This is a genomic window from Pseudothioclava nitratireducens (genome assembly GCF_029210495.1).
Taxonomy (GTDB): domain Bacteria; phylum Pseudomonadota; class Alphaproteobacteria; order Rhodobacterales; family Rhodobacteraceae; genus Pseudothioclava; species Pseudothioclava nitratireducens.
Genome location: NZ_JARGDK010000001.1, coordinates 388504 through 411897 on the forward strand (window position 1 = coordinate 388504; position 23394 = coordinate 411897).

19 protein-coding genes, 1 tRNA gene and 1 pseudogene are annotated in these 23394 nt (G+C 64.3%); 14 read left to right on the forward strand and 7 right to left on the reverse strand.

Features of this window, described 5'->3' with window-relative positions; translation table 11 throughout:
- The first annotated feature begins 30 nt into the window (after positions 1-30).
- Positions 31-1140 carry a pyridoxal phosphate-dependent aminotransferase gene (locus tag P0X85_RS01890; RefSeq protein WP_275807553.1) on the forward strand — a complete coding sequence of 370 codons (1110 nt, stop codon included), beginning with the start codon at positions 31-33 and terminating at the stop codon, positions 1138-1140.
- A gap of 97 nt (positions 1141-1237) precedes the next feature.
- Complete coding sequence (locus tag P0X85_RS01895; protein WP_275807557.1) at positions 1238-1441, forward strand: hypothetical protein; 204 nt, start codon at positions 1238-1240, stop codon at positions 1439-1441.
- Here P0X85_RS01895 and P0X85_RS01900 read toward each other — a convergent pair whose 3' ends face one another.
- Positions 1442-2650 carry a pyridoxal-phosphate-dependent aminotransferase family protein gene (locus tag P0X85_RS01900; protein ID WP_275807560.1) on the reverse strand — a complete coding sequence of 403 codons (1209 nt, stop codon included), beginning with the start codon at positions 2648-2650 and terminating at the stop codon, positions 1442-1444.
- A 221-nt stretch (positions 2651-2871) separates the two neighbouring features.
- Between P0X85_RS01900 and P0X85_RS01905 the strand changes: the two genes are divergently transcribed.
- The 3 genes from P0X85_RS01905 to P0X85_RS01915 all read left to right on the forward strand — a co-directional run bounded on the left by P0X85_RS01905 (position 2872) and on the right by P0X85_RS01915 (position 6137).
- Entirely contained in the window at positions 2872-4572 is a 1701-nt protein-coding gene (locus P0X85_RS01905) for an ABC transporter ATP-binding protein (protein WP_275807741.1), read from the forward strand.
- 36 nt (positions 4573-4608) lie between these two features.
- A complete protein-coding gene (gene ygfZ / locus P0X85_RS01910; RefSeq protein WP_275807563.1) occupies positions 4609-5355 on the forward strand; it encodes a CAF17-like 4Fe-4S cluster assembly/insertion protein YgfZ in 747 nt (248 codons plus the stop codon).
- Positions 5356-5816: 461 nt separating this feature from the next.
- Positions 5817-6137 (forward strand): DUF6280 family protein, encoded by a 321-nt coding sequence (locus tag P0X85_RS01915; protein WP_068765522.1) that lies wholly within the window; start codon positions 5817-5819, stop codon positions 6135-6137.
- Between the two features lie 78 nt (positions 6138-6215).
- Here P0X85_RS01915 and P0X85_RS01920 read toward each other — a convergent pair whose 3' ends face one another.
- From P0X85_RS01920 to P0X85_RS01930, 3 genes are all read right to left on the reverse strand, one after another.
- Positions 6216-7313, reverse strand: coding sequence for a hypothetical protein (locus P0X85_RS01920; RefSeq protein WP_275807567.1), 1098 nt, complete (start codon positions 7311-7313; stop codon positions 6216-6218).
- Between the two features lie 129 nt (positions 7314-7442).
- A complete protein-coding gene (locus P0X85_RS01925; RefSeq protein ID WP_275807570.1) occupies positions 7443-8846 on the reverse strand; it encodes a TolC family outer membrane protein in 1404 nt (467 codons plus the stop codon).
- 121 nt (positions 8847-8967) lie between these two features.
- A complete protein-coding gene (locus P0X85_RS01930; protein ID WP_275807573.1) occupies positions 8968-9618 on the reverse strand; it encodes a protein-L-isoaspartate O-methyltransferase family protein in 651 nt (216 codons plus the stop codon).
- 199 nt (positions 9619-9817) lie between these two features.
- Between P0X85_RS01930 and P0X85_RS01935 the strand changes: the two genes are divergently transcribed.
- Positions 9818-9891, forward strand: a tRNA-Cys gene (locus P0X85_RS01935).
- Between the two features lie 48 nt (positions 9892-9939).
- Here the strand turns inward: P0X85_RS01935 and P0X85_RS01940 are convergent.
- Entirely contained in the window at positions 9940-10524 is a 585-nt protein-coding gene (locus tag P0X85_RS01940; RefSeq protein WP_275807578.1) for a TetR/AcrR family transcriptional regulator, read from the reverse strand.
- 130 nt (positions 10525-10654) lie between these two features.
- On the opposite strand from P0X85_RS01940, the gene P0X85_RS01945 reads away from it, so the two are divergent.
- From P0X85_RS01945 to P0X85_RS01975, 7 genes are all read left to right on the forward strand, one after another.
- Positions 10655-11956: an efflux RND transporter periplasmic adaptor subunit gene (locus P0X85_RS01945; protein ID WP_275807580.1), complete on the forward strand. Its 1302-nt coding sequence runs from the start codon at positions 10655-10657 to the stop codon at positions 11954-11956.
- Positions 11953-15048: an efflux RND transporter permease subunit gene (locus tag P0X85_RS01950; protein ID WP_275807583.1), complete on the forward strand. Its 3096-nt coding sequence runs from the start codon at positions 11953-11955 to the stop codon at positions 15046-15048. Before P0X85_RS01945 ends, P0X85_RS01950 begins: the two co-directional genes overlap by 4 nt.
- 83 nt (positions 15049-15131) lie before the next feature.
- Entirely contained in the window at positions 15132-15818 is a 687-nt protein-coding gene (gene pseF / locus P0X85_RS01955; protein ID WP_275807586.1) for a pseudaminic acid cytidylyltransferase, read from the forward strand.
- A 1-nt stretch (position 15819) separates the two neighbouring features.
- The gene (gene pseG, locus P0X85_RS01960) at positions 15820-17382 is read left to right on the forward strand and encodes a UDP-2,4-diacetamido-2,4,6-trideoxy-beta-L-altropyranose hydrolase (protein ID WP_275807588.1); all 1563 of its coding nucleotides are present in this window, start codon (positions 15820-15822) and stop codon (positions 17380-17382) included.
- Positions 17383-17385: 3 nt separating this feature from the next.
- The gene (gene pseI, locus P0X85_RS01965) at positions 17386-18435 is read left to right on the forward strand and encodes a pseudaminic acid synthase (RefSeq protein ID WP_275807591.1); all 1050 of its coding nucleotides are present in this window, start codon (positions 17386-17388) and stop codon (positions 18433-18435) included.
- The gene (locus tag P0X85_RS01970) at positions 18432-18707 is read left to right on the forward strand and encodes a hypothetical protein (RefSeq protein WP_275807595.1); all 276 of its coding nucleotides are present in this window, start codon (positions 18432-18434) and stop codon (positions 18705-18707) included. The genes pseI and P0X85_RS01970 overlap by 4 nt, the downstream gene beginning before the upstream one ends.
- 42 nt (positions 18708-18749) lie before the next feature.
- Positions 18750-19895: a capsular polysaccharide export protein, LipB/KpsS family gene (locus P0X85_RS01975; RefSeq protein ID WP_275807599.1), complete on the forward strand. Its 1146-nt coding sequence runs from the start codon at positions 18750-18752 to the stop codon at positions 19893-19895.
- Here the strand turns inward: P0X85_RS01975 and pseC are convergent.
- The gene (gene pseC / locus P0X85_RS01980) at positions 19808-21028 is read right to left on the reverse strand and encodes a UDP-4-amino-4,6-dideoxy-N-acetyl-beta-L-altrosamine transaminase (RefSeq protein WP_275807602.1); all 1221 of its coding nucleotides are present in this window, start codon (positions 21026-21028) and stop codon (positions 19808-19810) included. The genes P0X85_RS01975 and pseC overlap by 88 nt on opposite strands.
- Positions 21028-22377, reverse strand: a pseudogene (gene pseB / locus P0X85_RS01985) (UDP-N-acetylglucosamine 4,6-dehydratase (inverting)). The gene pseC and the pseudogene pseB overlap by 1 nt, the downstream one beginning before the upstream one ends.
- Here pseB and P0X85_RS01990 point away from each other — a divergent pair.
- A complete protein-coding gene (locus P0X85_RS01990; RefSeq protein ID WP_275807605.1) occupies positions 22352-23350 on the forward strand; it encodes a glycine betaine ABC transporter substrate-binding protein in 999 nt (332 codons plus the stop codon). The pseudogene pseB and the gene P0X85_RS01990 sit on opposite strands and share 26 nt — an antisense overlap.
- Positions 23351-23394 lie beyond the last annotated feature (44 nt).

Consider the following 23394-nt stretch of genomic DNA (forward strand, 5'->3'; position numbering starts at 1 on the left):
AGGGGGAAAAAGAAGGCCTACGCCTCAGATATGACCGGACCTCGCTATACCCGCCTCGTGCAATCGCTCCCCGCCACCGTGCCCTTTGTCGGGCCCGAAACGCAGGAGCGCGAGCGGGGCCGACCCTTTGCCGCCCGCCTTGGTGCGAATGAGAACGGGTTTGGCCCAAGCCCCCGCGCGATTGCCGCGATGGCGGCGGCGGCGGGGGAGGTTTGGAAATACGGCGACTCGGTCAGCTACGACCTGCGCGTGGCGCTCGCAGCCCGTCACGGCTGTACGCCCGAGCATATCGTCGTGGGCGAAGGGATCGACGGGCTGCTTGGATATCTCGTGCGGCTCCTGATCGAGCCGGGCGACGCGGTAGTGACCTCGGACGGGGCCTACCCGACCTTCAACTACCATGTCGCGGGCTTTGGCGGCGTTCTGCACAAGGTCCCTTATCTGAACGACCATGAGGACCCGGACGCCCTGTTGGCGATGGCGGAGAAGACCGGCGCCAAGCTGATCTACCTCGCCAATCCCGACAACCCGATGGGTACGGCACATCCGCGCGCAGTGATTGCGTCGATGATCGAACGTCTGCCCGAAGGCGCGCTGCTCGTCCTCGACGAGGCCTATGTCGAGCTTGCCCCGGACGGGATCGAGGCCGAGATCGCGCCGGATGATCCGCGCGTGATCCGGATGCGGACCTTCTCCAAGGCGCATGGCATGGCGGGGGCGCGTGTGGGCTATGCGATCGGGGCGAGGCCGCTGATCCAATCCTTCGACAAGATCCGCAACCATTTTGGCATGTGCCGGATCAGTCAGGCGGGCGCGTTGGCGGCCATCGAAGATCGCACATGGCAAGCCTATATGCGGCTCTTGGTCGATGGCGCGCGTAAGCGCATTGCCGAGATCGCGCGCGAAAACGGCCTCACGCCGATCCCATCAGCCACGAATTTCGTCGCGGTCGATTGCGGGCGCGATGGGGCTTTTGCCCGCGCTGTGCTGCGTGAGCTGACGGCGGCGGATGTGTTCGTGCGGATGCCGTTCGTCGCGCCGCAAGATCGTTGCATCCGCATTTCCTGCGGGCCGGATGCAGAGCTTGATCTGCTGGCAGCCGCACTTCCCGGCGCATTGGCGCGCGCCGCCAAGGGCTGAGCGACCGCGCGCCGATCACGCATTTCTCTCGGGCTGGTGATTTGCCGAGGCCCCGCCAGAGCGGCATCTTGCCTCAAAACAAGAGCAGGAGAGTCGCATGAAACGCGCGCAGAAAACCATCACCCTTCTCAGCCCGCTGGCCTTTGCGCTGACGCTTGGGGCATATGCCGAAAGCAGCCCGCCGCCGCTCGATGCCGCGCTGGTCTGGACCGAGGCCGCCTTGGTTGCACAAGACGGGAGCACCGGGTCGGACGATCTCGACTGGGTCATCGACTGGATCGAGCGGCACGGCGCCGCCTGATCACTTCGGGTTCGGCAAAGCCAGAACCCGCGCCGCAGCCGCAACGCCGCCCGCTCCGTGCGGAATGCCAAGCGCCTGCATCCCCGCCTCCATCACCCCCAGAACGCCCATCGTCATATGGGCGTTCACATGGCCCATATGCGCGACGCGCAGGTAGTCGCCGTAGCGCGGACTGTCGAAGGGCACCATGCCAAGCCCGATGCCAAGGGTGACGCCCGCCACGTCCTCGCACCATTTGCGCAACCGACCGGCCCCGCCATCGCCGATCTTTACCGCCGTCACCGAATGCGCGCGATGCGCCGGATCGGCAATGTTGAGCGAAATATCCCCCGCCTTGCCCCATTCGTCAAACGCTGCCCAGACCGCCGAGGCCAGATGATGGTGGCGCGCCCAGACCTCGCTCAGCCCCTCTTCGTCAAGGATCATCTTGAGCGACTCGGACAAGCCGAACAGGTGATGCGTGGGCGCGGTGCCCGCGAAATGCAGGTAGAACATCTCGGGGAAGGCGCGCGGCGTCCAATCCCAATAGGGCGTACGTAGATCGGCCGTTTTGCTTGCCGCCAACGCCTTGTCGGAGAACCACACGAAGGCGAGACCGGGCGGCACCATCAGCCCTTTCTGACTTGAGGCGACCATGACATCCACGCCCCAGTCATCCATTCGAAACGCATCACAGCCGAGCGAGGCAATGCTGTCCACCGCGAGAAGTGCGGGATGCCCCGCCGCGTCTATCGCCGCCCGCAGCGCCACAATATCGTTGCGCACCGAAGTCGCCGTATCCACCTGCGACACCAGAACAGCCTTGATCTCATGCTTGGTATCGGCCCTGAGCGCGGCCTCGAGACGCGCCGGATCGGCGGGGCTGTGCAGCCCGAAGTCGATGCTCTCGACCGTGACGCCCATGGCCTGAGCGTGCTCGGCCCAGCCATGCCCAAAGCGCCCCGTGATCAGCACCAGCGCCTTATCCCCACGCGAGAACATGTTGGCGATGGCTGCCTCCCATGCGCCGTGCCCGTTCGAGATATAGATCGCCACATGGCTCGACGAGAGCGCGACACGGCGCAGGTCCGAGACGATCCCGGCCGTCATCTCGATCAGTTCGCCCTCATAGATATTGGGCGCGGCGCGATGCATGGCACGCAGAACGCGGTCCGGCATCACCGAGGGGCCGGGGATCGAGAGATAGGGCCGTCCGTGGGAAAGGGGCATCGGGGGTCTCCGGTAACGTGTCGGGCCATCCGATCCGCGCGCCGCGAGATTGTCAATTGGCTGCAATGCAATGCCGCCACCCTCGGGCGGCATCGCTTGCCGCTTGTTTGCATTCGGGCTAGACCCTAGATCAGCCGTGCGCATGTCCGCGCTCATGGAACACAGGCCCGCCTTTGCCCCAAAGCCACACCCCATACAGCTCCCGCGACTTGTTCGCACGCATGTGGCGCGACTACCTGCGATCCCACTGGCCGCTGATGAGCGTCGCGCTCTTGCTGATGGTGATCGAAGGCTCGACGCTGGGCGCGCTAAGCTGGATGCTGGAGCCGCTTTTCGACCGGGTGTTCTCGGCCAAGGAAGCGGGGATGATCTGGTGGGTCGGGGGCGCGATCTTCGGCCTGTTCTTGCTGCGCGCGTTGACCTCGGTCCTGTCGCGCACGGTGTTGACGAATATCTCGCTCAAGACCTCGACCGCAATGCAGGTGGACCTGCTGCGCCACATTCTGACACTCGATCAGGGCTTCTTCGTGCGAAACCCGCCCGGCGCGCTGATCGAGCGGGTGCAGGGTGATACGCAAGCCGTGCAGGGCACATGGCAGGTGTTCATTGCGGGCGGTGGGCGCGATATGGTCGCGCTTGTGTCACTGTTCGGTGTTGCGATTTCCATCGACCCGATCTGGACGCTGGCCGCACTGATCGGCGCACCCCTTCTGATCGTGCCAACCGCGCTCGCGCAACGTTATATCCGGCGCAAAACCCGCCAGATGCGCGAGGAATCGAGTGATCGCGCCACCCATCTCGACGAGGTGTTTCACGGCATCAACGCTGTCAAACTCAACCGGATGGAAGACTACCAGGTGGGTCGCTTCACCGCACTGGTGAATAAGATCCGCCGGTCGCAGGTGAAAATGAGCGCCTCGACCGCGACCATTCCGGCACTGATCGATGTCACCACGGGGCTTGGCTTTTTCGCGGTGCTGCTCTTGGGCGGCGGTGAGATCATCTCTGGCGAGCGCTCGGTCGGTGAATTCATGTCCTTCTTCACAGCGATGGCGCTGGCATTCCAGCCGCTCCGGCGTCTGGGCAACATCTCGGGAACGTGGCAATCGGCGGCGGCGAGCCTGGAGCGGCTCTATGGTCTGTTCGACACAGAGCCCACGATCCGTCCGCCCGCACAGCCCAAACCCCTGCCCGCCAGCACCGAAATCCGGCTCGAGGATGTGCGGCTCAGCTATGGCCAAACCCCGGTCTTGCGCGGGCTCTCCTTCACCGCCGAAGCGGGCAAGACCACCGCGCTTGTCGGTCCGTCAGGCGCCGGCAAGAGCACGGTGTTCGGTCTGCTGACCCGGCTGATCGACCCGAATGAAGGCCGCGTGACACTTGGCGGCACTGACCTGCGCGATCTCGATCTGGCGGAACTGCGCAGCCAGTTTTCCTCGGTTGCGCAAGAGGCCGCACTCTTCGACGAGACGATCCGCGAGAACGTGCTCCTCGGGCGCGATGATGTCTCGCCCGAGACCCTCGCCCGCGTCCTTGAGGCCGCGCATGTGCAGGATTTCGTCGCCCCCTTGGCCGAGGGGCTGGACACCCGCGCCGGCCCGCGTGGCTCGGCGCTGTCGGGTGGGCAGCGGCAGCGTGTGGCCATCGCGCGCGCGCTGATGCGCGACACGCCGATCCTGCTTCTGGACGAGGCGACGTCGGCGCTTGACACGGCGTCTGAGGCAAAGGTGGCGCAGGCGCTCGAAGACCTGTCGCAAGGACGCACGACGCTGGTCATCGCGCACCGTCTGTCGACGGTTCGGAACGCCGACAAGATCGTGGTCATGGCCGAGGGGCGCGTTGTCGAAGAAGGCACGCATGAGACCCTGCTCGCAGCGGGCGGCACCTATGCCGCGCTGTGCCAGATGCAACTTGTGGACTGAGCCGCGCGGCCTATATCGGACGCGAAGGAGACCCCAATGGCCGAACGCAAGATTTACGAGATCACTGGCCCGGACCGGATTCACTTCCTGCAAGGGTTGATCACGAACGACGCCCGAAAACTGGCGGATGGGCCGATCTACGCCGCGCTGCTGACACCGCAAGGCAAATATCTTGCCGATTTTTTTCTGGTGCCGCAGGGGGATGCGATCCTGCTCGATATTGCTGCGGGGATCGCCGAGGCCACGATCAAACGGCTGTCGATGTATAAATTGCGCGCGGATGTCGCCATCACGCCCTCGGACCTTGGGGTCTGGCGCGGCACCGGCGCCGCACCCGTTGGCGCTGTTCCCGACCCACGTCACGCGGATCTTGGATGGCGGCTCTATGGCGAGACAAGCGGCGATGACGGCACGGATTGGGACTCCATCCGAGTTGCGCATTGCATCCCCGAGACCGGGATCGAGTTGACGCCAGAGACATACATCCTCGAAGCGGGCTTAGAGCGACTGAACGGCGTCGATTTTCGCAAGGGGTGCTATGTCGGACAGGAGGTCACCGCGCGGATGAAGCACAAGACCGAGTTGCGCAAAGGTCTCGTGCGCGTGACAGTGGAGGGCGCAGCCCCCATCGGCACCGAGATCGTCGCCATCGACGCGGAAGGCGGCACAAGACAGGCGGGCATGCTTTACACGCAATCGGGGGGGCAAGGCATCGCCTATCTGCGCTTTGATCGTGGCTCTTTGCCATTGCGCGCCGGTGCGGCGCAGATCACTCCAGCCTGAGTGTTAGCGTTCACCTTTCCGCGAGCCATGCGCGTGACGCATAGTTTTTTCTCCTCCGCTGGCGCCATCGGCAGGACGTTTCTTGTCCTCCTTCGCGGTTAACGGCGCCACGTCTTCACACCGCAGGAGTTACACGGCCACGGCCCTGACTTGTTTCGCTTGAAAGAACAGTACACGGGCGAGCGCATCGCGTGGCCCCTTGTTTCAAAGGGGGAGAACCCATGTGAGGGCCGAGGGCCAGTAGAAAAACACTCCCTCGCCAACACCTTGAAAAGAGCGAAACGCTTTCTAGATTTAGTGAATGCCTTCCCCGGATGCAGACTAAATCCTGCGTGGGTCAGTTCGAGCCATGCGAAAAACGCATGGCTGCCATGATCTGAGGGGCATATCGAATCAAGTGAGAAAGGCCATAGATGCCCCTCACGCCAGGAAACGCAAGAGCAATAACAAAGGACGGAACAATGCGCGATTTCGTTGACGGCTCCGCCTTCAACTACGAACAAGGTCAGCGCGCACGGAAGCTGTTTGCTGCCGTTGTGCTTGCTGCACTCGATGACGCGATTGCCGATGACAAGAAATATGGCAACGGCCCCGAGCAGATCGCTCGCTGGGCGCGGTCGCGTGATGGCCGCGAGGTCCTGTCCTGTGCCGGGATCGACCCGAACGAACGGGTCGTCAAAGGTTTGATGGAATTCGTGTCCAAGGGTGTGCGCACCTCCGTCGCGCTGTCGCGCGAAGAGAGCGAGCGCCGTATGGCCGCGGAAGAGGCAGAGGCCGCGTAAGCACCCCTCAATTCATTCAAAAAGGCGCAGCCCCGGCTGCGCCTTTTGTATTTTCGCCCTGCTCCAAAGTCAGTCGGTTCACTCGAACTCACGGCTGACAAGTGCCCGCTGAATCTCCCGCCGCACCAGTTTACGCACGTTGCGCGTGATGCGCTCGCCCAAGGCACCCTGAAGCTCTTCACGGATCATATCGGCCACCAGATCACGCAGCGCCTCTTCCGAGATCGGAAGCTTGTCGAGGGCCGGGGCAATCACGTTTTCGTCGCGCAGGATGTTCTCGCTGGCCTCTTCGAGTGCGATATCCTCGCGCAGGCGCTCGTAGCTGGACGCCCGTGCATTGCTGTTGAGCACCTGCTCCTCGGCATCGTGAAGATGCAAACGGCGCAGCACCTTGCCCGTCACAGCGCTGGCAAGCGGATCGGTGGCTGCGGGCGCGGGTTCCTCGGACCAGTCCTCTGCATCACCGGCCCAAGCATCGCTTTCAAGATCGGGATCGACAAGCGCCTCCTGAGCCTCGGCAAGCTCAGGGTCGAAGAGTTCGACCTCCTCATCCTGCGCCTCAGCGGCAAACGGCTCGTGCGCATCATCGGCTTGAGGGGCTTCGGCATCCTGTGCTTCCGCCTCGACCGGCATCTCGGGCGCCGCGTCCTGCGCATCATCGTGCGACTCAGACTGGGCGTCGAATTGATCGGCCAGCGCTGCCCCCTCGTCGGGCGCAAAGGGATCTCCCTGCTCCGGCTCGAACTCGGCACCACTCTGCGCGACGGCGGCCTCCATCTCGGCGATGGTATCCTCGAGACGATTCAGCTCTTCTCCCAGATCGACCTGGGTTTCCGGCGCGGGCGGGAAGGCCGTGTCATCATCGAAAATGACTTCGCCCTCATAGGTTTCTTCTGCGTCGGCGGCGGTCGCCTCTTCGCAGGTAGCCTCCAGCTCGGGGGTCGCCGGTGCGTCGGCACAGGACGGCTCTTCGACGGCGGCATCTTCCTCGCTCACGCGTTGCGCCGGGGTGAGGACCAATGTCGGGGCTTCATCCTCCAGCACGACGGCGTGCTCGGCCGGCGCGGTCCGATGCGGCATCGGGCGATGACGCACGGCGGCATCTTGCGAAACGAGCCGCCGGATCGACGACAGCACATCCTCGATTTCGATATTGGTTCCGGGATCAGACATCATGCCCCCCATCCTGCGTTTACCAGTCTCACAAGTCCAGCCCCATGCAGGAGAATCCGGGAAAGCGGGGCACCAGACACACAAGAACGGACGCCCCGGTCAGAGACGCCCGTTCCAAACTCATACAGCAAGTCAGGGCTTGCCAATGGCCCGAAGCACCCGGTCCAGGCTTTCACCATGGGTGCTGGTATAGGGCGCATTGCGCACCGCGTTGTAATAGGCCGCCGGATCATAGGTCGGAATTCCGAGCTTGAGGTTTTCTACCGTCAAGAGACCCATAGCCGACAAAAGTTGATAATAAGCTACCTGCAACCCTGCCTCGGCATCGATACGCGACGCCCGCGCATCCAGCAGGTCCTGCTCGGCATCAAGCACATCCAGCGTGGTCCGCGCGCCGAGCGTCGCCTCTTCGCGCACACCTTGATAGGCGATGGTCGCGGCTTGAATCTGCTCATCATAGGCGCGGATCTGGGCGCGGCGCACTTCGATGCCCGCCCATGCGTTGGCCACCGCTTCGGCCACTTGCGATGTAGCACTGCCAAGCGCGGCACGCGCGCCATCCCGACCCGCGATCGCCTTGCGATGCGCCGAGGACAGCGCGCCGCCGGAATAGATGGTTTGCGAGGCGCGCACGCCTACGCTCGCGTAATCGTTCGAGCTGTCTTCCGGGATCGTCGTGGTCAAGGAGCCGGTCACCGTTGGCATACGGCTCTTGGCGGCCAGTTCAACACGCAGATCATTGACGGTGACCTGATGCTGGGCCTGCCGGATCACCGGGTGCTGACGCACGCCGATGGACCTTGCCTCCTCCAACGATTTCGGGAGCGATGGCGCGCGCGGCAACGCGGCGAGCGCCTTGGGATAGTGCCCCGTCACCGCCTTATATGCCTCGCGCGCGGCAGAAAGATCCCCTTGGGCAGCCGCGAGGCTTGCACGGGCAGCAGCAAGCTGCGCTTCGGCCAGCGAGACATCGGTGCGGGTCACCTCACCAACCTCGAAGCGATCTTGTGCCGCCTTGAGTTCCTCACCGATGACGCGCACCGAATTCTGGTTGATCGCAACCTGCTCGGAGGCGGATTTCACATCCGCATAGGCCTGGACCGTGTCGAGCAACACATTCTGCTCGATATTGACGAGCGCCTGACGAGTGGCCAGCACAGCTTCCTTGGCGATTTCGATGCCAAGCCGGGTCTGACCGAAATCGAACAGCGTCATTTCGCCGGAGAGCTGCAGCGAGGCCCCGAGACGATCGGGTTGCCGACCCGCCGCTCGTGTCTGCGCTTCTCCAAGCGGGTTGCGGGTATAGCCGACATCCGCGATCCAGCGGATCACCGGGCGCAGCGCGGCCATCGCACCCGCGACATCCTCATCCGCTGCGCGCAAGGTCGCGCGGTTCTGTTCGAGAAGGTCGGAATTCCGGTAGGCCGCCACCAACGCGTCGGCGAGGGTCTCGGCACGCGCGGCAAGCGGCGTCGCCATCAGCCCAAGACCCGCGACTGCGGCCAAGAGAAGGGGTTTAAAGGTCTTGCGTTTCATGCCTGGCTTCCTCATTGTAACGGCCATGCCCTGCACTTCTTGCGGCGCAATGGGCACCGTGGCGCCGAAAACGCCACGCATTCAATTCTGCCTATACGAGCCTAAGAACGCAAGCCGTCGCTTAGAGCACGAATTCCTTGGACGCCTCGAAGCCCGGCAGCAGCGGGGCCGATGCGTTGAACGCGAAGCGCCAGGTCACCGAACCGTCGATCTTATGCCCGATCCGGGCGGTGCCCAGCGACCCTTCGAGGAAGATCGCGCCAATGCGGCCACCTTCCTTGAGTTGGTCGAGCAACGCGGCGGGCACGTCCTCGACGCCACCTTCGATCAGAATGACATCGTAGGGGCCATGTTTCGCGGACCCATCCGAGAGCGCAGCGGCCACGACGACGGCGTTATCCGCGCCCACCGATGCGAGCGCCGCCTCGGCCTGCGCCGCAAGATCCTCACCCTCAACCGCGACAACCGCCTCGGCCATTCGCGCCATGACGGCGGTCGAGTAGCCAAGGCCGCAGCCCAGGTCGAGCACCAGATCGGTCGGCTGAATGTTGAGCGCGTCCAGCAGCTTGGCGAAATTGCGCGGCTCCAGAAGCACACGACCCGACCCCAAATCAATATTCTCGCCGACATAGGCGGCTTCACGGCGGGCAGCGGGAACGAATTCCTCACGCGGAACAGAGAGCATCGCCTCGATGATCGGGAATTTGGTCACGTCATTCGGGCGAACCTGCGTGTCGACCATCATGGTGCGGCGCGTGGCGAAATCTTGCATGTTGGAACTCTTCGGTCTGAGGAACCCTGCGCGGGTTCTGCCACAGAAAAACGGCTTGGGCAACCACGCGCGCCATGGTTGCCACGCAAAAACACCGGCGACCGCTGCGGGTCAAGCGTAGCGGTTTTCGCCGCTCCGCATATAACACCCCCCTTGCGCCGGGTGCCGCGATACACTATCCGAAGTCCGAACCACGGCTGGCGAGTTGGCGGAGTGGTGACGCAGCGGATTGCAAATCCGTGTACACCGGTTCGATTCCGGTACTCGCCTCCATCTTCCCGACAGATCCATATCGAATCCATTGGCTGATCGTCTGAACGGTTATTCGGGCGCGATCAGGGCAAGCTGGACGTCGAAGAGGCGCAGGCCCTCATGCGTCAGGTCGAACCCGCGCGCACCGAGACTCCAACGGATTGCGATCCCCTGCACCAGCGAACTCAGGAACACGGCCGCGTCCGCGGGTGAGAGCGCACCTCTGGGCAGAATTTCGGTCAACTCCTCCACGAGATGCGCCTGAAATCGCTGTAATGCACCATTGAAGCAGCCCCGCAGCGCCGGATTCTCGACATTCAGCTCGCGGGAGAACAGGATCACCGGCAGTGCAGGCCACGCCTCGATCTGCGCCAGCTGCGCCGCGACCACCGCGCGCAACCGCTCACGCGGCCTGGTTTGCGGTTCCAGCGCCGCGCCCCACGCCTCCCCCAGACGCGCGACGATCACCTCGCCAGCAGCCGTCCAAAGCGCCGCCTTGCTTGGAAAGTGCCGGAAAATCGCCGCCTGCGTAATCCCGACCTCTCGTGCGATGTCATTGGTCGTCAGCCGATCTGGCCCGATGCGATCGGATAGTACCAGCAATGCTTCGACGATTTCGGCCTTGCGGTCCGTAGCAGATTTGCGAGCGGTCATGGCTGCCCCTTGTAAGTAATCAATCACTAACATATCCTGCGCGACAATCAAGGCGACTCATGCGCCCCGGATTTTGATGCGCGCTCGGCCGCCCCGACAGGCGAGCCGCCCACCGACACAGGAGACCTTCATGTCCCGCCTCTCCGCGCTTTGGGCGCTCCCGCCAATTGCCCTCGGTGTCGCCACCGCGATCTGGTTCGTATCCAACGCGCCCGAGCCGGCGCAGCTCGACACTGAAACGCAAGGGCCTGCCGTCCGGGTTCGCACGATCACCCCGACCGAGATTCGCCCGGTCGCGCATGGTTGGGGCAGCGTGCGCCCGGCGACCCGGTGGACCGCCATTGCCGAGGTGCGCGGGCAGATCGTCTGGCGTCACCCCGATCTGGAGGCGGGACGTCTGATCAGGGCCGGGACAGAGGTGATGCGGATTGACCCGTCGGATTACGAGCTTGCCATCGCGCAAGCCCGCGCCGATGCGCAGGCGCTTGCGGCGGAGGCTGCGCAACTCGCGGCCGAGCAGGCCAATACCGAGCGGGTTCTTGCGCTGGAAACCGAGCGGTTGCGCCTGGCCGAGGCAGATCAGACCCGCATTGACGGCTTGGTGGCGCAGGGCGTGAACCCGCAGACGCGCGCCGATGAAGCCGAGCGCGCGGTTCTTGCGGCACGCCGGACGGTCACTGAACTGACCAACAGCCTTGCTTTGATGCCCGCGCGCCGCGCCCGGATCGAGGCGCAGCAAGCCCGCACCGAGGCCGCCCTTGCACGGGCCGAACGCGATCTCTCGCATACCCGGCTCAGCGCCCCGTTCGACATGCGCGTGACCCGCGTAAACGCCGAGCGGTTTCAACCGGTTTCCGTCGGGCAGGTGCTGATCGAGGGCGATGCGCTCGATCAGGTCGAAGTCGTGGTCCAAGTGCCCGTTCCCGCCTTCCAGCGTCTTCTCGCACCGCTGCATCTTCCGGGCGATACGCTAAGCGCGATGCGCACAGGGCCGGCGGAACTGATCGCGGCGGAACTTCATCCGATCGACAATCCCGGGCAGGTTTGGGCGGCGACCGTGACACGGGTCGAGGGGATGCTCGATCCGAAAGCGCGCACCGTCCCCGTGGTCGTGACGGTAGAGGCGCCCTATGACGGCGCGGCCCCGCCCCTGCGCCTGCCGCTTGTGCCGAACATGCAGGTCGAGGTCACGCTGCGCGGTGCGCCGTTGGCCGATGTGATCACCGTGCCGGAGGCCGCACTCCACGGGGACGAAATCTATCTCGTGACCGAGGAGAACCGGCTTCAGCGCCGTCTCGTTTCCGTGGCCTTCCGTCAGGACGGGCAGGTCACACTGCGCGAAGGCCTCGCTGCGGGGGAGCGGATCGTGCTTGATGATCTGGCCCCGGCCTTCGAGGGCATGGCGCTGACCCCGATCGAGGACACGCCATGATCCGCTGGTTTGCTGGTCACCCGACCGCCGCCAATCTGCTGCTTTTGGTGTTTATCGCAGCGGGCATCTTCGCGGCCCCGACGCTTCTGCGCGAGACCTTCCCCGACTTCCGTCCAACCGAGGCGGAGGTCAGCGTCACCTATCGCGGCGCGGCGGCCCTCGATGTCGAGAGCGCCATCTGCGCGCCACTCTGGGATGCGGTGCAGGGGGTCGAGGCGCTGGACTCCTTCACCTGCACGGCGCAGGACAATCTGGCGCGCGCCGTTGCCACGATGGAGCCGGCGGGCGATGCGCTGCGCTTTCTCAATGCGCTGCGAACCGAAGTCGCAGCCATCGACACCTTCCCCGAGCGCGCCGATCCCGCCACCGTGCGGGAACTGCACCGCACCGATCTGGTGACTTCGGTCGCGGTTTCGGGCGCGGCGCCGCTGCGCGACCTCGACCGCTATGCCGAGCAGCTCGGCGACCGGCTGGCCGCGCTGGAAGATGTGGCACAGGTGAACCGCTCGGGGCTCGGCACGCGGACGCTGTCCGTGCTGCCCGATCATGCCCGGCTGTCGCAGCACGGGCTCGGCGCGGCGGCGCTCGCCGCGGCGATTGGCGCGCAAAGCCTTGACCTGCCGGGGGGGCTCCTTGAGACGCCGGGCACGGACCTGACGCTGCGCTTCACCGCCGAGGCGCGCGATGTCACGGCGCTGGCGGCGCTCCCGGTGATGACCCTGCCCGACGGCGCGGTGCTGCGGCTGGGCGATCTGGCCGATATTCGCGAAACCTTCGAGCCCGCCGAGCAGGCCGCCTTTGTGAACGGGGCCCCCGCGATCCTTCTGGAGGTGCATAAACCCCTCGATGCGGATGCGCTGCGAGCCCTCGACGATGTCCAGCGCGTGGTCGATGCAGAGGCCGCCGCCCTGCCGCCCGGCATTCATGTCGAGGTGGTGCAGGACGTGACCTCGATCATCCGGGACCGGCTGGCGATGCTGGTGCAGAACGGCATCCTCGGGCTGGTGCTGGTGATCGCGGTGATGAGCCTGTTCTTCCGTCCCGGCTTTGCGATCTGGGCGGCGATGGGGCTGCCCGTCGCCTTTCTCGGAGCCTTTGTCTGGATGGCGCTGACGGGGCTGAGCCTCAACATGATGACGCTGGTCGCGTTGCTGATGGCGATCGGGATCGTGATGGACGACTCGATCGTGCTCTCTGACTCCATCGCCGTTCACGCGGCCAAAGGAATCAGCGTGGACACCGTGACCGCCGGGGTCATGGCGGTTGCGCCCGGCGTGCTGTCTTCGTTCCTGACGACCGTATCGGTCTTTCTGCCACTCTCCTTTCTCTCCGGTGAGTTGGGCGCGGTGCTGGAGGTCTTGCCCCTTGTCTTGCTCGCAGCTCTGGCCGCGAGTCTGATCGAAGCCTTCCTGATCCTGCCGCATCACCTCAAAGGCGGGCTGCGGAGCCTGTCGAAGCCACCCTCCCGGTTCCGCCAGCGGTTCGAGACCGGTTTCGATCATCTGCGCGAGACCGTGGTGGGCCGTGCAGCGGATATCGCCATTGCGCGGCGGTGGCTGGTGGCAGGGCTTGCCATCGGCGCGCTGATCCTGACCGTCGGCGCGCTGCGCGGCGGCGTCGTCAAACGCGAGGCCATGCCCGAAATCGACGGCGATGTGCTCGAAGCGCGGCTACTGCTGCCGGCCGGCACACCCCTCGCACGCACGGAACAGGCGGTGCGCAGCGTCGAAGAGGCACTGGACCGCGTGAACGCGCGCCTTGCACCCACGCAACCGGAAGGTCAGGATCTCGTGCTGCGCACCATCACACGGATGGGGCGCAATGCCTCTGCGGGCGAAAGCGGCGCGCATGTCGCCACGGTCTCTGCGGATCTGCTCTCGGCAGAGACCCGCACCACCACGCTCGACACGCTGATCGCCGACTGGCGGGCAGAAGCCGGGCTACTGCCCGGTGTGTCCTCGCTGATCCTGACCGAGCCGGGCATCGGCCCGCAGGGGATCGCGATCGAGTTGCGCCTGTCACATCCCGATCTGACCACGCTTGAGCGGGCGGGACATGAGGCGCTCTCGGTGCTGGGGCGCTATGAGGGGGTGCGCAACGCGATGCTTGATCTGCGAGCGGGCAAGCCAGAGCTTCGGCTGACGCTGGCAGCGGGGGCGCATACGCTGGGCCTTACGGCGGCTGATGTCGCGGGGCAATTGCGCGCGGCCTATCTGGGCACGCAGCTGGCCGATGTGCGGCAGGGCGATCTACCCTTCGACGTGCTGGTTCAACTGCGAGAGAGCGACCGCGACGCGCGCGCCGATCTGGACGATTTCATGGTGGCGCTGGGGGATGGGACAGCCGTTCCTCTGGGCACCGTGGTCGAGATCAAAGAGGCGCGCGGCTGGTCCAGTATCAACCGGCGTGACGGTCTACGCTCGCTGACCGTGCAGGCGGATGTGGACGGGCGGCTTGGCAACGCGGACGCGATAACGGCCCGCATGGGCGCCGAGATTCTGCCCCTGCTCGCCACCCGCTACCCCGGTCTGAGCTTCGAAATCGCAGGGCAAGCCGCCAATTCCGCAGAAACCGTCGGCTCGATCCTACGCGGCTTCCTCGTCGGGATCGTCGGCATCTATCTGGTGCTCTCCTTCCAGTTCCGCAGCTATGTCGAGCCGGTCATCGTGATGCTGACGATCCCGCTGGCCTTCCTCGGTGTGATCTGGGGGCATGCCGCCATGGGCTACAATATCTCGATGCCCTCGCTGGTGGGGGCGGCCTCGCTGGCCGGGATCGTGGTCAATAACGCGATCCTGCTGGTCGAGGTAATCAATGCGACGCTGGCCGAAGGCGCGACCGTGGCAGAGGCCGCCGGGCGCGCGGTGCGGGCGCGGTTCAGGCCGATCTTCGTGTCGGTCTCGACGACGATCCTTGGCATGGCGCCGCTGCTGGCGGAAAGCTCCACGCAGGCGCAGACGCTCAAGCCGCTGGTGATCTCGGTGGTGTTCGGGCTGCTGGCCTCGACAGTGCTGGTGCTGCTGGTGCTGCCCGCGCTCTACGCGATCCTTGCCGAGCTTGGTCTGACACGGCATCGCAAAGCCAAAGAATGAGATGCAAGGCGGCTCTGCGCGCCTTGCTGCAAGGCTGGTGAGCGTTTACATCCTTGGAAAGCTTTCCGAATGTGGCGCATCAGATGACCCAGACAGTTGCGATCCTGCCCGCGCGTGGCGGCTCCAAGCGTATCCCGCGCAAGAATGTACGCCCTTTCGCCGGGCGTCCCGCCATCGGCTGGCCGATCGCCGCAGCGCAGGCATCCGGTCTGTTCGACCGGATCGTGGTCAGCACCGATGATCCCGAAATCGCCGAGACTGCACGCGATCTGGGGGCAGAGACCCCGTTTCTGCGCGATGCAACGCTGTCGGATGACTACACCGGCACGACCGATGTGATCCGCGATGCCGTCACGCGGCTCGGGCTTGAGGCGGGTGATGCGGTGTGCTGCATCTATCCGACCGCGTTTTTCCTTCTGCCCGAGGATTTGCAGACCGGTCAGGGCTATCTCGCGGAGGGCGCGACATGGGTGCTCGCCCTTGGCGAATACCGCACCCCCATCGACCGCGCCTACCGGATGACCGGGACAGACGGAACGATTGCCGCGCGCGACCCGTCGAAAATGCCGCTGCGCTCGCAGGATCTCGAACCCGCTTATTTCGATGCCGGGCAATTCTATTGGGCCCATGCCGCGACCTGGGCCGATCCGAAGGCGCGCGTCTGGGACGGCGCACGCGGCGTCATCCTGCCGGCGGAGCGCTGCCTCGATATCGACACCTGGGAGGATTGGCATCAGGCCGAACGCCTTCTGGCACTCCGGGAGGGCTAGGATGCGCCTGCTGATCCGGGTGGATGGCGACGGGCGGATCGGCGGCGGCCATGTGATGCGCTGCCTGACGCTGGCCGAGGGCGCGCGCGCCTTGGGACATCATGTGCATTTCGTGATGGTGGATGCGCCCGACACGATGGCGGGGCGGGTCCGCGCTGCGGGCTATGAACTGACGGCACTGCCCGAAATCGCGCACAATCCCGCCGAGGCCCCGGCCCATGCCGGATGGCTGCGCCTTCCCCCGGACGAGGATGCACGGCTCTCCGCCACGGCGGCGCAGACAGTCTCTCCCGACTGGATCGTGCTCGACCATTATGGGCTGGATGCCGACTGGGTTGCGACGCTCCGCGACGCGCACCCGCAGGCGCGGGTTCTGGCCATAGACGATCTCGACGACCGGGCGCTGGCCGCCGATTTGCTGCTCGATCAGGCGCGCCTCGACCCAGAGCCCTATCGCCACCCACCGCTCGCCACGCTGCGCGGCCCGGCCTATGCGCTCTTGCGCCCCGAATTCGCGGAGCTGCGCGAGGCCGCGCTCGCCCGGCGTGACGGGGCCATTACGCGGGTGCTGATTGCACCCGGCATGATGGATGCGGCGGGGCTGGCCCCGATGTGCCTGCGGCTGCTCGCCGCCGAATTTCCCGATTTGCAGGCCGAGGTCGTGATGGGATCGACCAGCCAATCCGTCGAAGCGACGCGCGCGCTTGTGGCGGCGCACCCGCAATTTTCGCTGACCCTCGATGCGGGCGACATGGCGGCGCGGATGGCGCAGGCCGATCTGTGCATCGGAGCAGGCGGGATGACGAGTTGGGAACGCTGCTGCCTCGGGCTGCCGACTTTGGCCGTGGCGGTCGCAGACAATCAACGCAAAGGCGTCGCGCAACTGGCCGCCCGCGGCGCGGTGGTGCCGCTTTCGCTTGAGGAGGCGCGCGACCAGAAGACGCTGGCGGCAGCGCTGCGGCAGGCCATCGGAAGCGCGGCGCCGCAGTCGCACGCGGCAACAACGATCTGTGACGGGACCGGCCGTGACCGCGTGCTGGGCGCGCTGAGCGGCGCGTTCCGACCGCTCCGCGCGGATGATGCCACCCGGCTTTTCGAATGGCGCAATCAGCCGCGGATCAGGGCGATCAGCCTGACGCAGGACCCGCTCGTCTGGGAGACGCACGAGGCCTGGGTCGCACGCACCGCCGCGCGGCAAGATGGCCTGTGGCGCATCTATTCCGAGAATGGCTGCGACATCGGCTTTGCCGGTGCAAGTATCGACAGCGACGGCGTCGCCCGGTGGAGCTTCTACATCGGGGCCGAGGACGCGCCCGAGGGCGCGGGCGGGCGGATGATGGCGGCCTTTCTGCGCGGCCTTGCGGAGCGCCCCGATGTGAAGTCGATCCGCGCCGAGGTTCTGTCGGAAAACGCCGCCTCGGTCCGATTGCATGAACGACTGGGCTTCGCCCGCGACCCGGCTCAGAGCACGCCTGCCGTGCTTGCCTTCACGCGCGACCCGTGGGATGTTCGCGCCCGCCTCCGGCTGCCCACACCACCGGACAGCGCCCTGCGAAAGGACTGACCCATGACCGCTGCGTTCCAGATCGCAAACCGCCCCATCGGGCCGGACCAGTCGCCCTATATCATCGCCGAATTGTCGGGCAATCATAACGGCGATCTGGGCCGGGCACTCGCACTGGTCGATGCTGCCGCCGAGACCGGCGCGGATGCGGTCAAGTTGCAGACATACACCGCCGACACGATCACCATCGACGCGGACCGGCCCGAGTTCCGCATTTCCGGCGGGCTATGGGACGGGCGGTCCCTGCATGAGCTTTACCAAGAGGCGTCGACGCCTTGGGAATGGCACGACGCGCTTTTCGAGCGCGCCCGCGCGCATGGGCTGCATGTGTTCTCGTCGCCCTTCGATCCGACGGCGGTGGATTTTCTCGAAACGCTCGACCCGCCCGCCTACAAGATCGCGTCTTTCGAGCTGGTCGACACGCCGCTGATCCGCAAGGTCGCCGCGACCGGCAAGCCGCTGATCATGTCCACGGGCATCGCCAATTACGCCGAGATCGAGGATGCGCTGCGGGCCGCCCGCGAAGGCGGCGCGGAATGTGTTTCGCTCTTGCATTGCGTCTCGGCCTATCCGGCACGCCCTGAAGATATGCGTCTGCGCACGATCGAAGCGCTGGCCGCGGCCTTTGGGGTGCAGATCGGCCTTTCGGATCATACGCTAGGCTCGGCCGTAGCGGTCGCCTCCATCGCGCGCGGCGCGACGATCATCGAGAAACACATGACGCTGGCGCGCGCCGATGGCGGGCCGGACGCGGATTTCTCGCTCGAACCGGCGGAGTTCAAGCAACTCGTGGACGACTGCCGGATGGCCCATGCCGCCCTTGGCGCCCCGATCCATGACCGCAAGGGCGTGGGCGGTGCGAATGCCCAGTTCCGCCGCTCGCTTTATGTCGTGTCCGATGTCGCGGAAGGCGAGGTTCTGACCGAAGCGCATGTGCGCTCGATCCGGCCGGGGCTGGGACTGGCACCGAAGCATCTGCCCGAGGTGCTGGGCAAACGCGCCGCGCGCGACCTCAAACGGGGCGAACCGCTCGACTGGAGAATGCTGCGATGACAATTCGGCTGGCAGTCGTTTCGACGGCAGAAAACACTACCAGAATCATGCCCTTGATCGGCACACTTGGAGGTGATCAGCTAAAAATTGTTCTTCACATTGGCAACAATGATGGACATTTCAAGGCATCCTCATTGGCAAGATTGAGCAAACGGCCTGGTACAGAGGGCCACCTTATGGCATCCCAAAGATGGACTGGAGCCGCGCAAAGCCTGATAGAGCAAGACGGGTTTCTGGAGCAAATGGAGACCTTCATCGACCAGCTGCATTGAAGGTCGGATATTTGTTCGCATAAATGTCATCCGCTCAGGACGATGCAGGATTATGTGGACTACTATCACACGCTTGCCGATGTTGCGGCGCAAACTTTGATTGATCGAGGTGTCAATCACTGTCTTTTCTTCAACGTCCCGCATTTGGCCTATGACACAATATTCTACCAGGCTGCCAAAGCCCTGAACATTCCAACGACGATAGTGACCCAATCACTGTTTCCGGCAAAGTTCTTTTCCATGACCGACCCGGCAGCCTATGGCGGGTTTGTTCCTCTCGGCGGAGCAGAGCACTTCGCGATCGAAAAAGGCAGCAAGCCCGAACTATTTTACATGGCTGGGATTAAACAGCAACGCGAGGAGGGCGGCAAAATCTCTGGCAAGGCATTATTACAGCTACTGACCTTCCTCGCGCTCAAGCGCCCCCTGAAAGCACTGAACCCGGTCTATGTTGCCCGGCTTGTGAGGCACATGAAAAAGACCTACGGCGCTTTCCCAAAATGGCGGGACCCTTTTGCGCGCTTCTTTCACGAGGACGAACTTGCCTATTTCGACCAGCTTGCGACGTTCGAGGACCAAGAGGTCGATCTGTCCGGGGACTATATCTATTTCCCGCTTCAGCTTCAGCCGGAAATGACGACAAGTGCTCTGGGCGGGCGCTTCCGCGACCAAGCCTATGCGATCGAGCGGCTGGCGGGGATCTTGCCCAAAGGTGTCCGTATCCTCGTAAAGGAAAACCCCAAGCAAGGCGCGTATATGCGCGGCCCGCTTTTCTTTCACCGGCTGAAGCGGATTCCCTCTGTGGTCTTCCTGCCAAGCTGGGCCGATACCCATAAGTTGACGGCGGGTGCCAGATTCGTCGCCACCATCACCGGAACCGTGGGGTGGGAGGCGATACGGCAAGGTGTGCCCGCTCTGGTCTTTGGCAACGCGTGGTATCGCAAGCTGCCCGGCGTGACCGAATGGCGCGAAGGCCTGACCTACGCAGAGATCTCCGGGACAGGCGTAAATCATACCGCGCTAGAGGCCGCGATGGGCGATCTTCTGGCACAGGCCCATGATGGGGTCGTAGATCGGCATTACGTCAAAATCGTCAAGGACTATGACGAGGCGAAAAATGATGCGGGAGCGGCCCGGACGATTCTCGGGCTGATCCAGCGTGAGATCGCCCCGACTTTTGAAGCCTGAAGCGCAGCCCTGAGCACCTCGAACACCCGGTCCTGATCGGCCTCGGTCAGGCCCGCATAAAGCGGGATCGAGATGGCGCGGTCGTAATAGGCCTCGGCCGCCGGGAAATCGCCGCGTGCGAAGCCGCGCGCGCAATAGAAGGGCTGGGTGTGAACGGGAATGTAGTGGACATTCACACCGATCCCGTTCTCGCGCAGATAGGCGAACACGCGGGCGCGATCCTCGACCTGAATCGGGTAGAGGTGATAGGCGGAATAGCTGTCGGGGTTCTGCACCGGGCGCGTGAGCGGCAGATCGGCCAGCAGCCGGTCGTAGCGCGCCGCCAGCACGTTCCGGCGCGCGACGAAGGCGTCGAGCCGGGTCATCTGGCTTGCGCCGAGCGCGGCCTGCATCTCGGTCATGCGGTAGTTGTAGCCCAAAGCGACCTGTTCGTAATACCAGCCGCCGGGGCTGTCTTCTTGCAGAAGCGACGGATCGCGCGTGACCCCGTGCGAGCGATGCAGCTCCATCCGCTGCGCAAGGTGCGCGTCATTGGTGGTCGCCACGCCGCCCTCGGCGGTGGTCACGATCTTGACCGGATGAAAACTGAAAACGCAGATGTCGGAATGGGCGCAATTGCCGACCGGCGCTCCCTGATAGCGGGCGCCGATGGCGTGGCTCGCATCCTCGATCACGCGCACCCCATAGGCCCGCGCCAGCGCCCCGATGGCCGCCATATCCGCGCTTTGGCCGGCAAAATGCACCGGCACGATCACCTTCGGCAAACGCCCCGCCCCTTTGGCCGCGACCAGCTTGGCCTCAAGCGCCTTGGGGCACATCACATAGGTCTCTGGGTCGATATCGACGAAATCGACCTCTGCCCCGCAATAGATCCCGCAATTGGCCGAAGCGACAAAGGTATTCGGCACCGTCCAAAGCCAGTCCCCCGGACCAAGATCCAGCGCCATGCAAGCGATATGCAGCGCCGAGGTCGCCGAATTGACCGCAAGCGCATGCTCCGCCCCCGTGGCCGCCTTGATCGCCGCCTCGAAACGCGGCACCGCCGGCCCCTGCGTCAGGAAATCCGAGCGCAGCACAGCCTCGACGGCGGCGATATCCTCATCCGAGATATCCTGACGGCCATAGGGGATCATCAAAACTTGCCGATCTTGTCAGAGTTGTCCGAGACCCATTTCTGAAGCTCTTCAACGCCCATCCACTCGGTGTTCTTCTCCGAGGAATACTCGAAGCCTTCCGGCACGGGCTTGCCGTCCTTGATGCGCACCGGGTCCTTGGACCAGTTGTGGATCGCCGGGATGATCTTGAAGTGATCGGCATATTCATAGGTATGCGCTGCATCCTCGGGGCCGATCATCTGCTCGTGCAGTTTCTCGCCCGGACGGATGCCGATGATCTCGTGCGCGGCTTCGGGCGCGACGGCCTTGGCGATGTCGAGAATGTTCATCGAGGGGATCTTGCGGACGTAGATTTCGCCACCGACCATGTCCTCCAGCGCATGCCAGACCAGCTCCACGCCTTGCTCGAGCGTAATCATGAAGCGCGTCATCCGCGCATCGGTGATCGGCAGGGCGGCGTTGTCCTTGAGCGAGAGGAAGAACGGAATGACCGAGCCACGCGAGCCCATCACGTTGCCGTAGCGCACCACCGAGAAACGGCAGTCCTTGGAGCCCGCGTAGGAGTTGCCCGCCACGAACAGCTTGTCCGAGGCCAGCTTGGTCGCGCCTTAGAGGTTTACCGGGCTCGACGCCTTGTCGGTCGAGAGCGCCACGCAGCGCTTCACGCCCTTGTCGATGCACGCGTCAATCACGTTCATCGCGCCGTTGATGTTGGTTTTGACACATTCGAACGGGTTGTATTCGGCGGTCGGCACGATCTTGGTAGCCGCCGCATGGACCACATAGTCCACCCCGTCCATCGCGCGATAAAGCCGCTCGCGGTCACGCACATCGCCGATGAAGAACCGCACGGCAGGATTATCGCCATATTGCTTGGCCATTTCCCACTGTTTCATCTCGTCGCGCGAATAGATGATGATGCGCTTGGGCTTGTAGCGCTCGAGCGTCATCGGCACGAAGCGGCTTCCGAAAGAGCCGGTCCCGCCGGTCAGGAGAATGGTCGAACCTTGCAGCACTGTCTTGCCTCGTCTGTCATTGCGCGCGCGACCGGCAGCGCCGCTCGCATCCTTGCTCGCTACTGAGGCCGATTGGCGCTTTTGTCCATGCCGCCACGTCGGGCAGCAGCTCCCGCCCGCCAAGGTGCATTCCGCCTTGCACCTGAAATATATTCTATTTACGACATGTAGCGTCGGTTTTGAGCAATTCACGCCCTCCGCAAAAGGCGCGACTTGCAACATGGACCATCTGAACGGCCCATCGGGGCCCGATCCATTCACGTCGTCGAGGCGGTGCAGCGTGCCCGACGATTTCGATAACGCTGCCAGACAGGAGTAACCACCCATGAAGGCCAATCTTGCCAAACTCATGCTGTCCCTGCCCTTCGCGGCGCTTGCCGCTCCGGCTTTTGCCGAAGACTGCGGCACCGTCTCGATCGCGGAAATGAACTGGGCCTCGGCCGGTGTCGCCGCCTGGGTCGACAAGGTCATCCTCGAAGAGGGCTACGGCTGCGATGTGACGCTGGTGACCGGCGACACCATGCCGACCTTCACCTCGATGAACGAAAAAGCCGAACCGGACATGGCGCCGGAACTCTGGGTCAATGCCGTGAAGAACGCGCTCGATGCGGCGGTTGCCGAGGGGCGCATGGTGATCGCCGCACCGCTTCTGTCGGATGGCGGGGTCGAAGGCTGGTGGATCCCGAAATATCTCGCCGACGCACATCCCGAGATCAAGACCGTGGCCGACGCGCTTGAGCACCCGGAACTGTTCCCGGCACCCGAAGACCCCTCGCGCGGGGCCGTGCACAACTGCCCCTCGGGCTGGAATTGTCAGATTTCGACCGCCAACCTGTTCAAGGCCTATGACGCCGAGACCAAAGGCTTCGACCTGATCGACACGGGTTCGGCGGCGGGTCTCGACGGCTCCATCGCCAATGCCTATGAGCGTCAGGCAGGCTGGCTGGGTTATTACTGGGCCCCGACCGCCATCCTTGGCAAATACGAAATGGTCGCGCTCGACTGGGGCGTGCCGAATGACAAGGAATATTGGGACGCCTGCACCTCGCAAGCCGAGTGCGAAGATCCCAAGCCGAACGCCTATCCGATCTCTGACGTGTTCACCGTCGTGACCAAGGAATTCGCGGAAAAGGCGGGTGTCGCCATGAACTATGTCCAGACCCGCAAGTGGGACAACCAGACCGTCGGTCAGGTGCTCGCATGGATGGACGAGAACCAGGGCAACAACGAAGACACGGCCTATTACTTCCTCGAAACCTACAAGGACATGTGGAAGTCGTGGGTCTCGCCGGAAGTTGCCGCCAAGGTCGAAGCCGCCCTCTGAGGCACGCCAAGAAACAGTATGCGCGGGGGCTGGTCTCCCGCGCT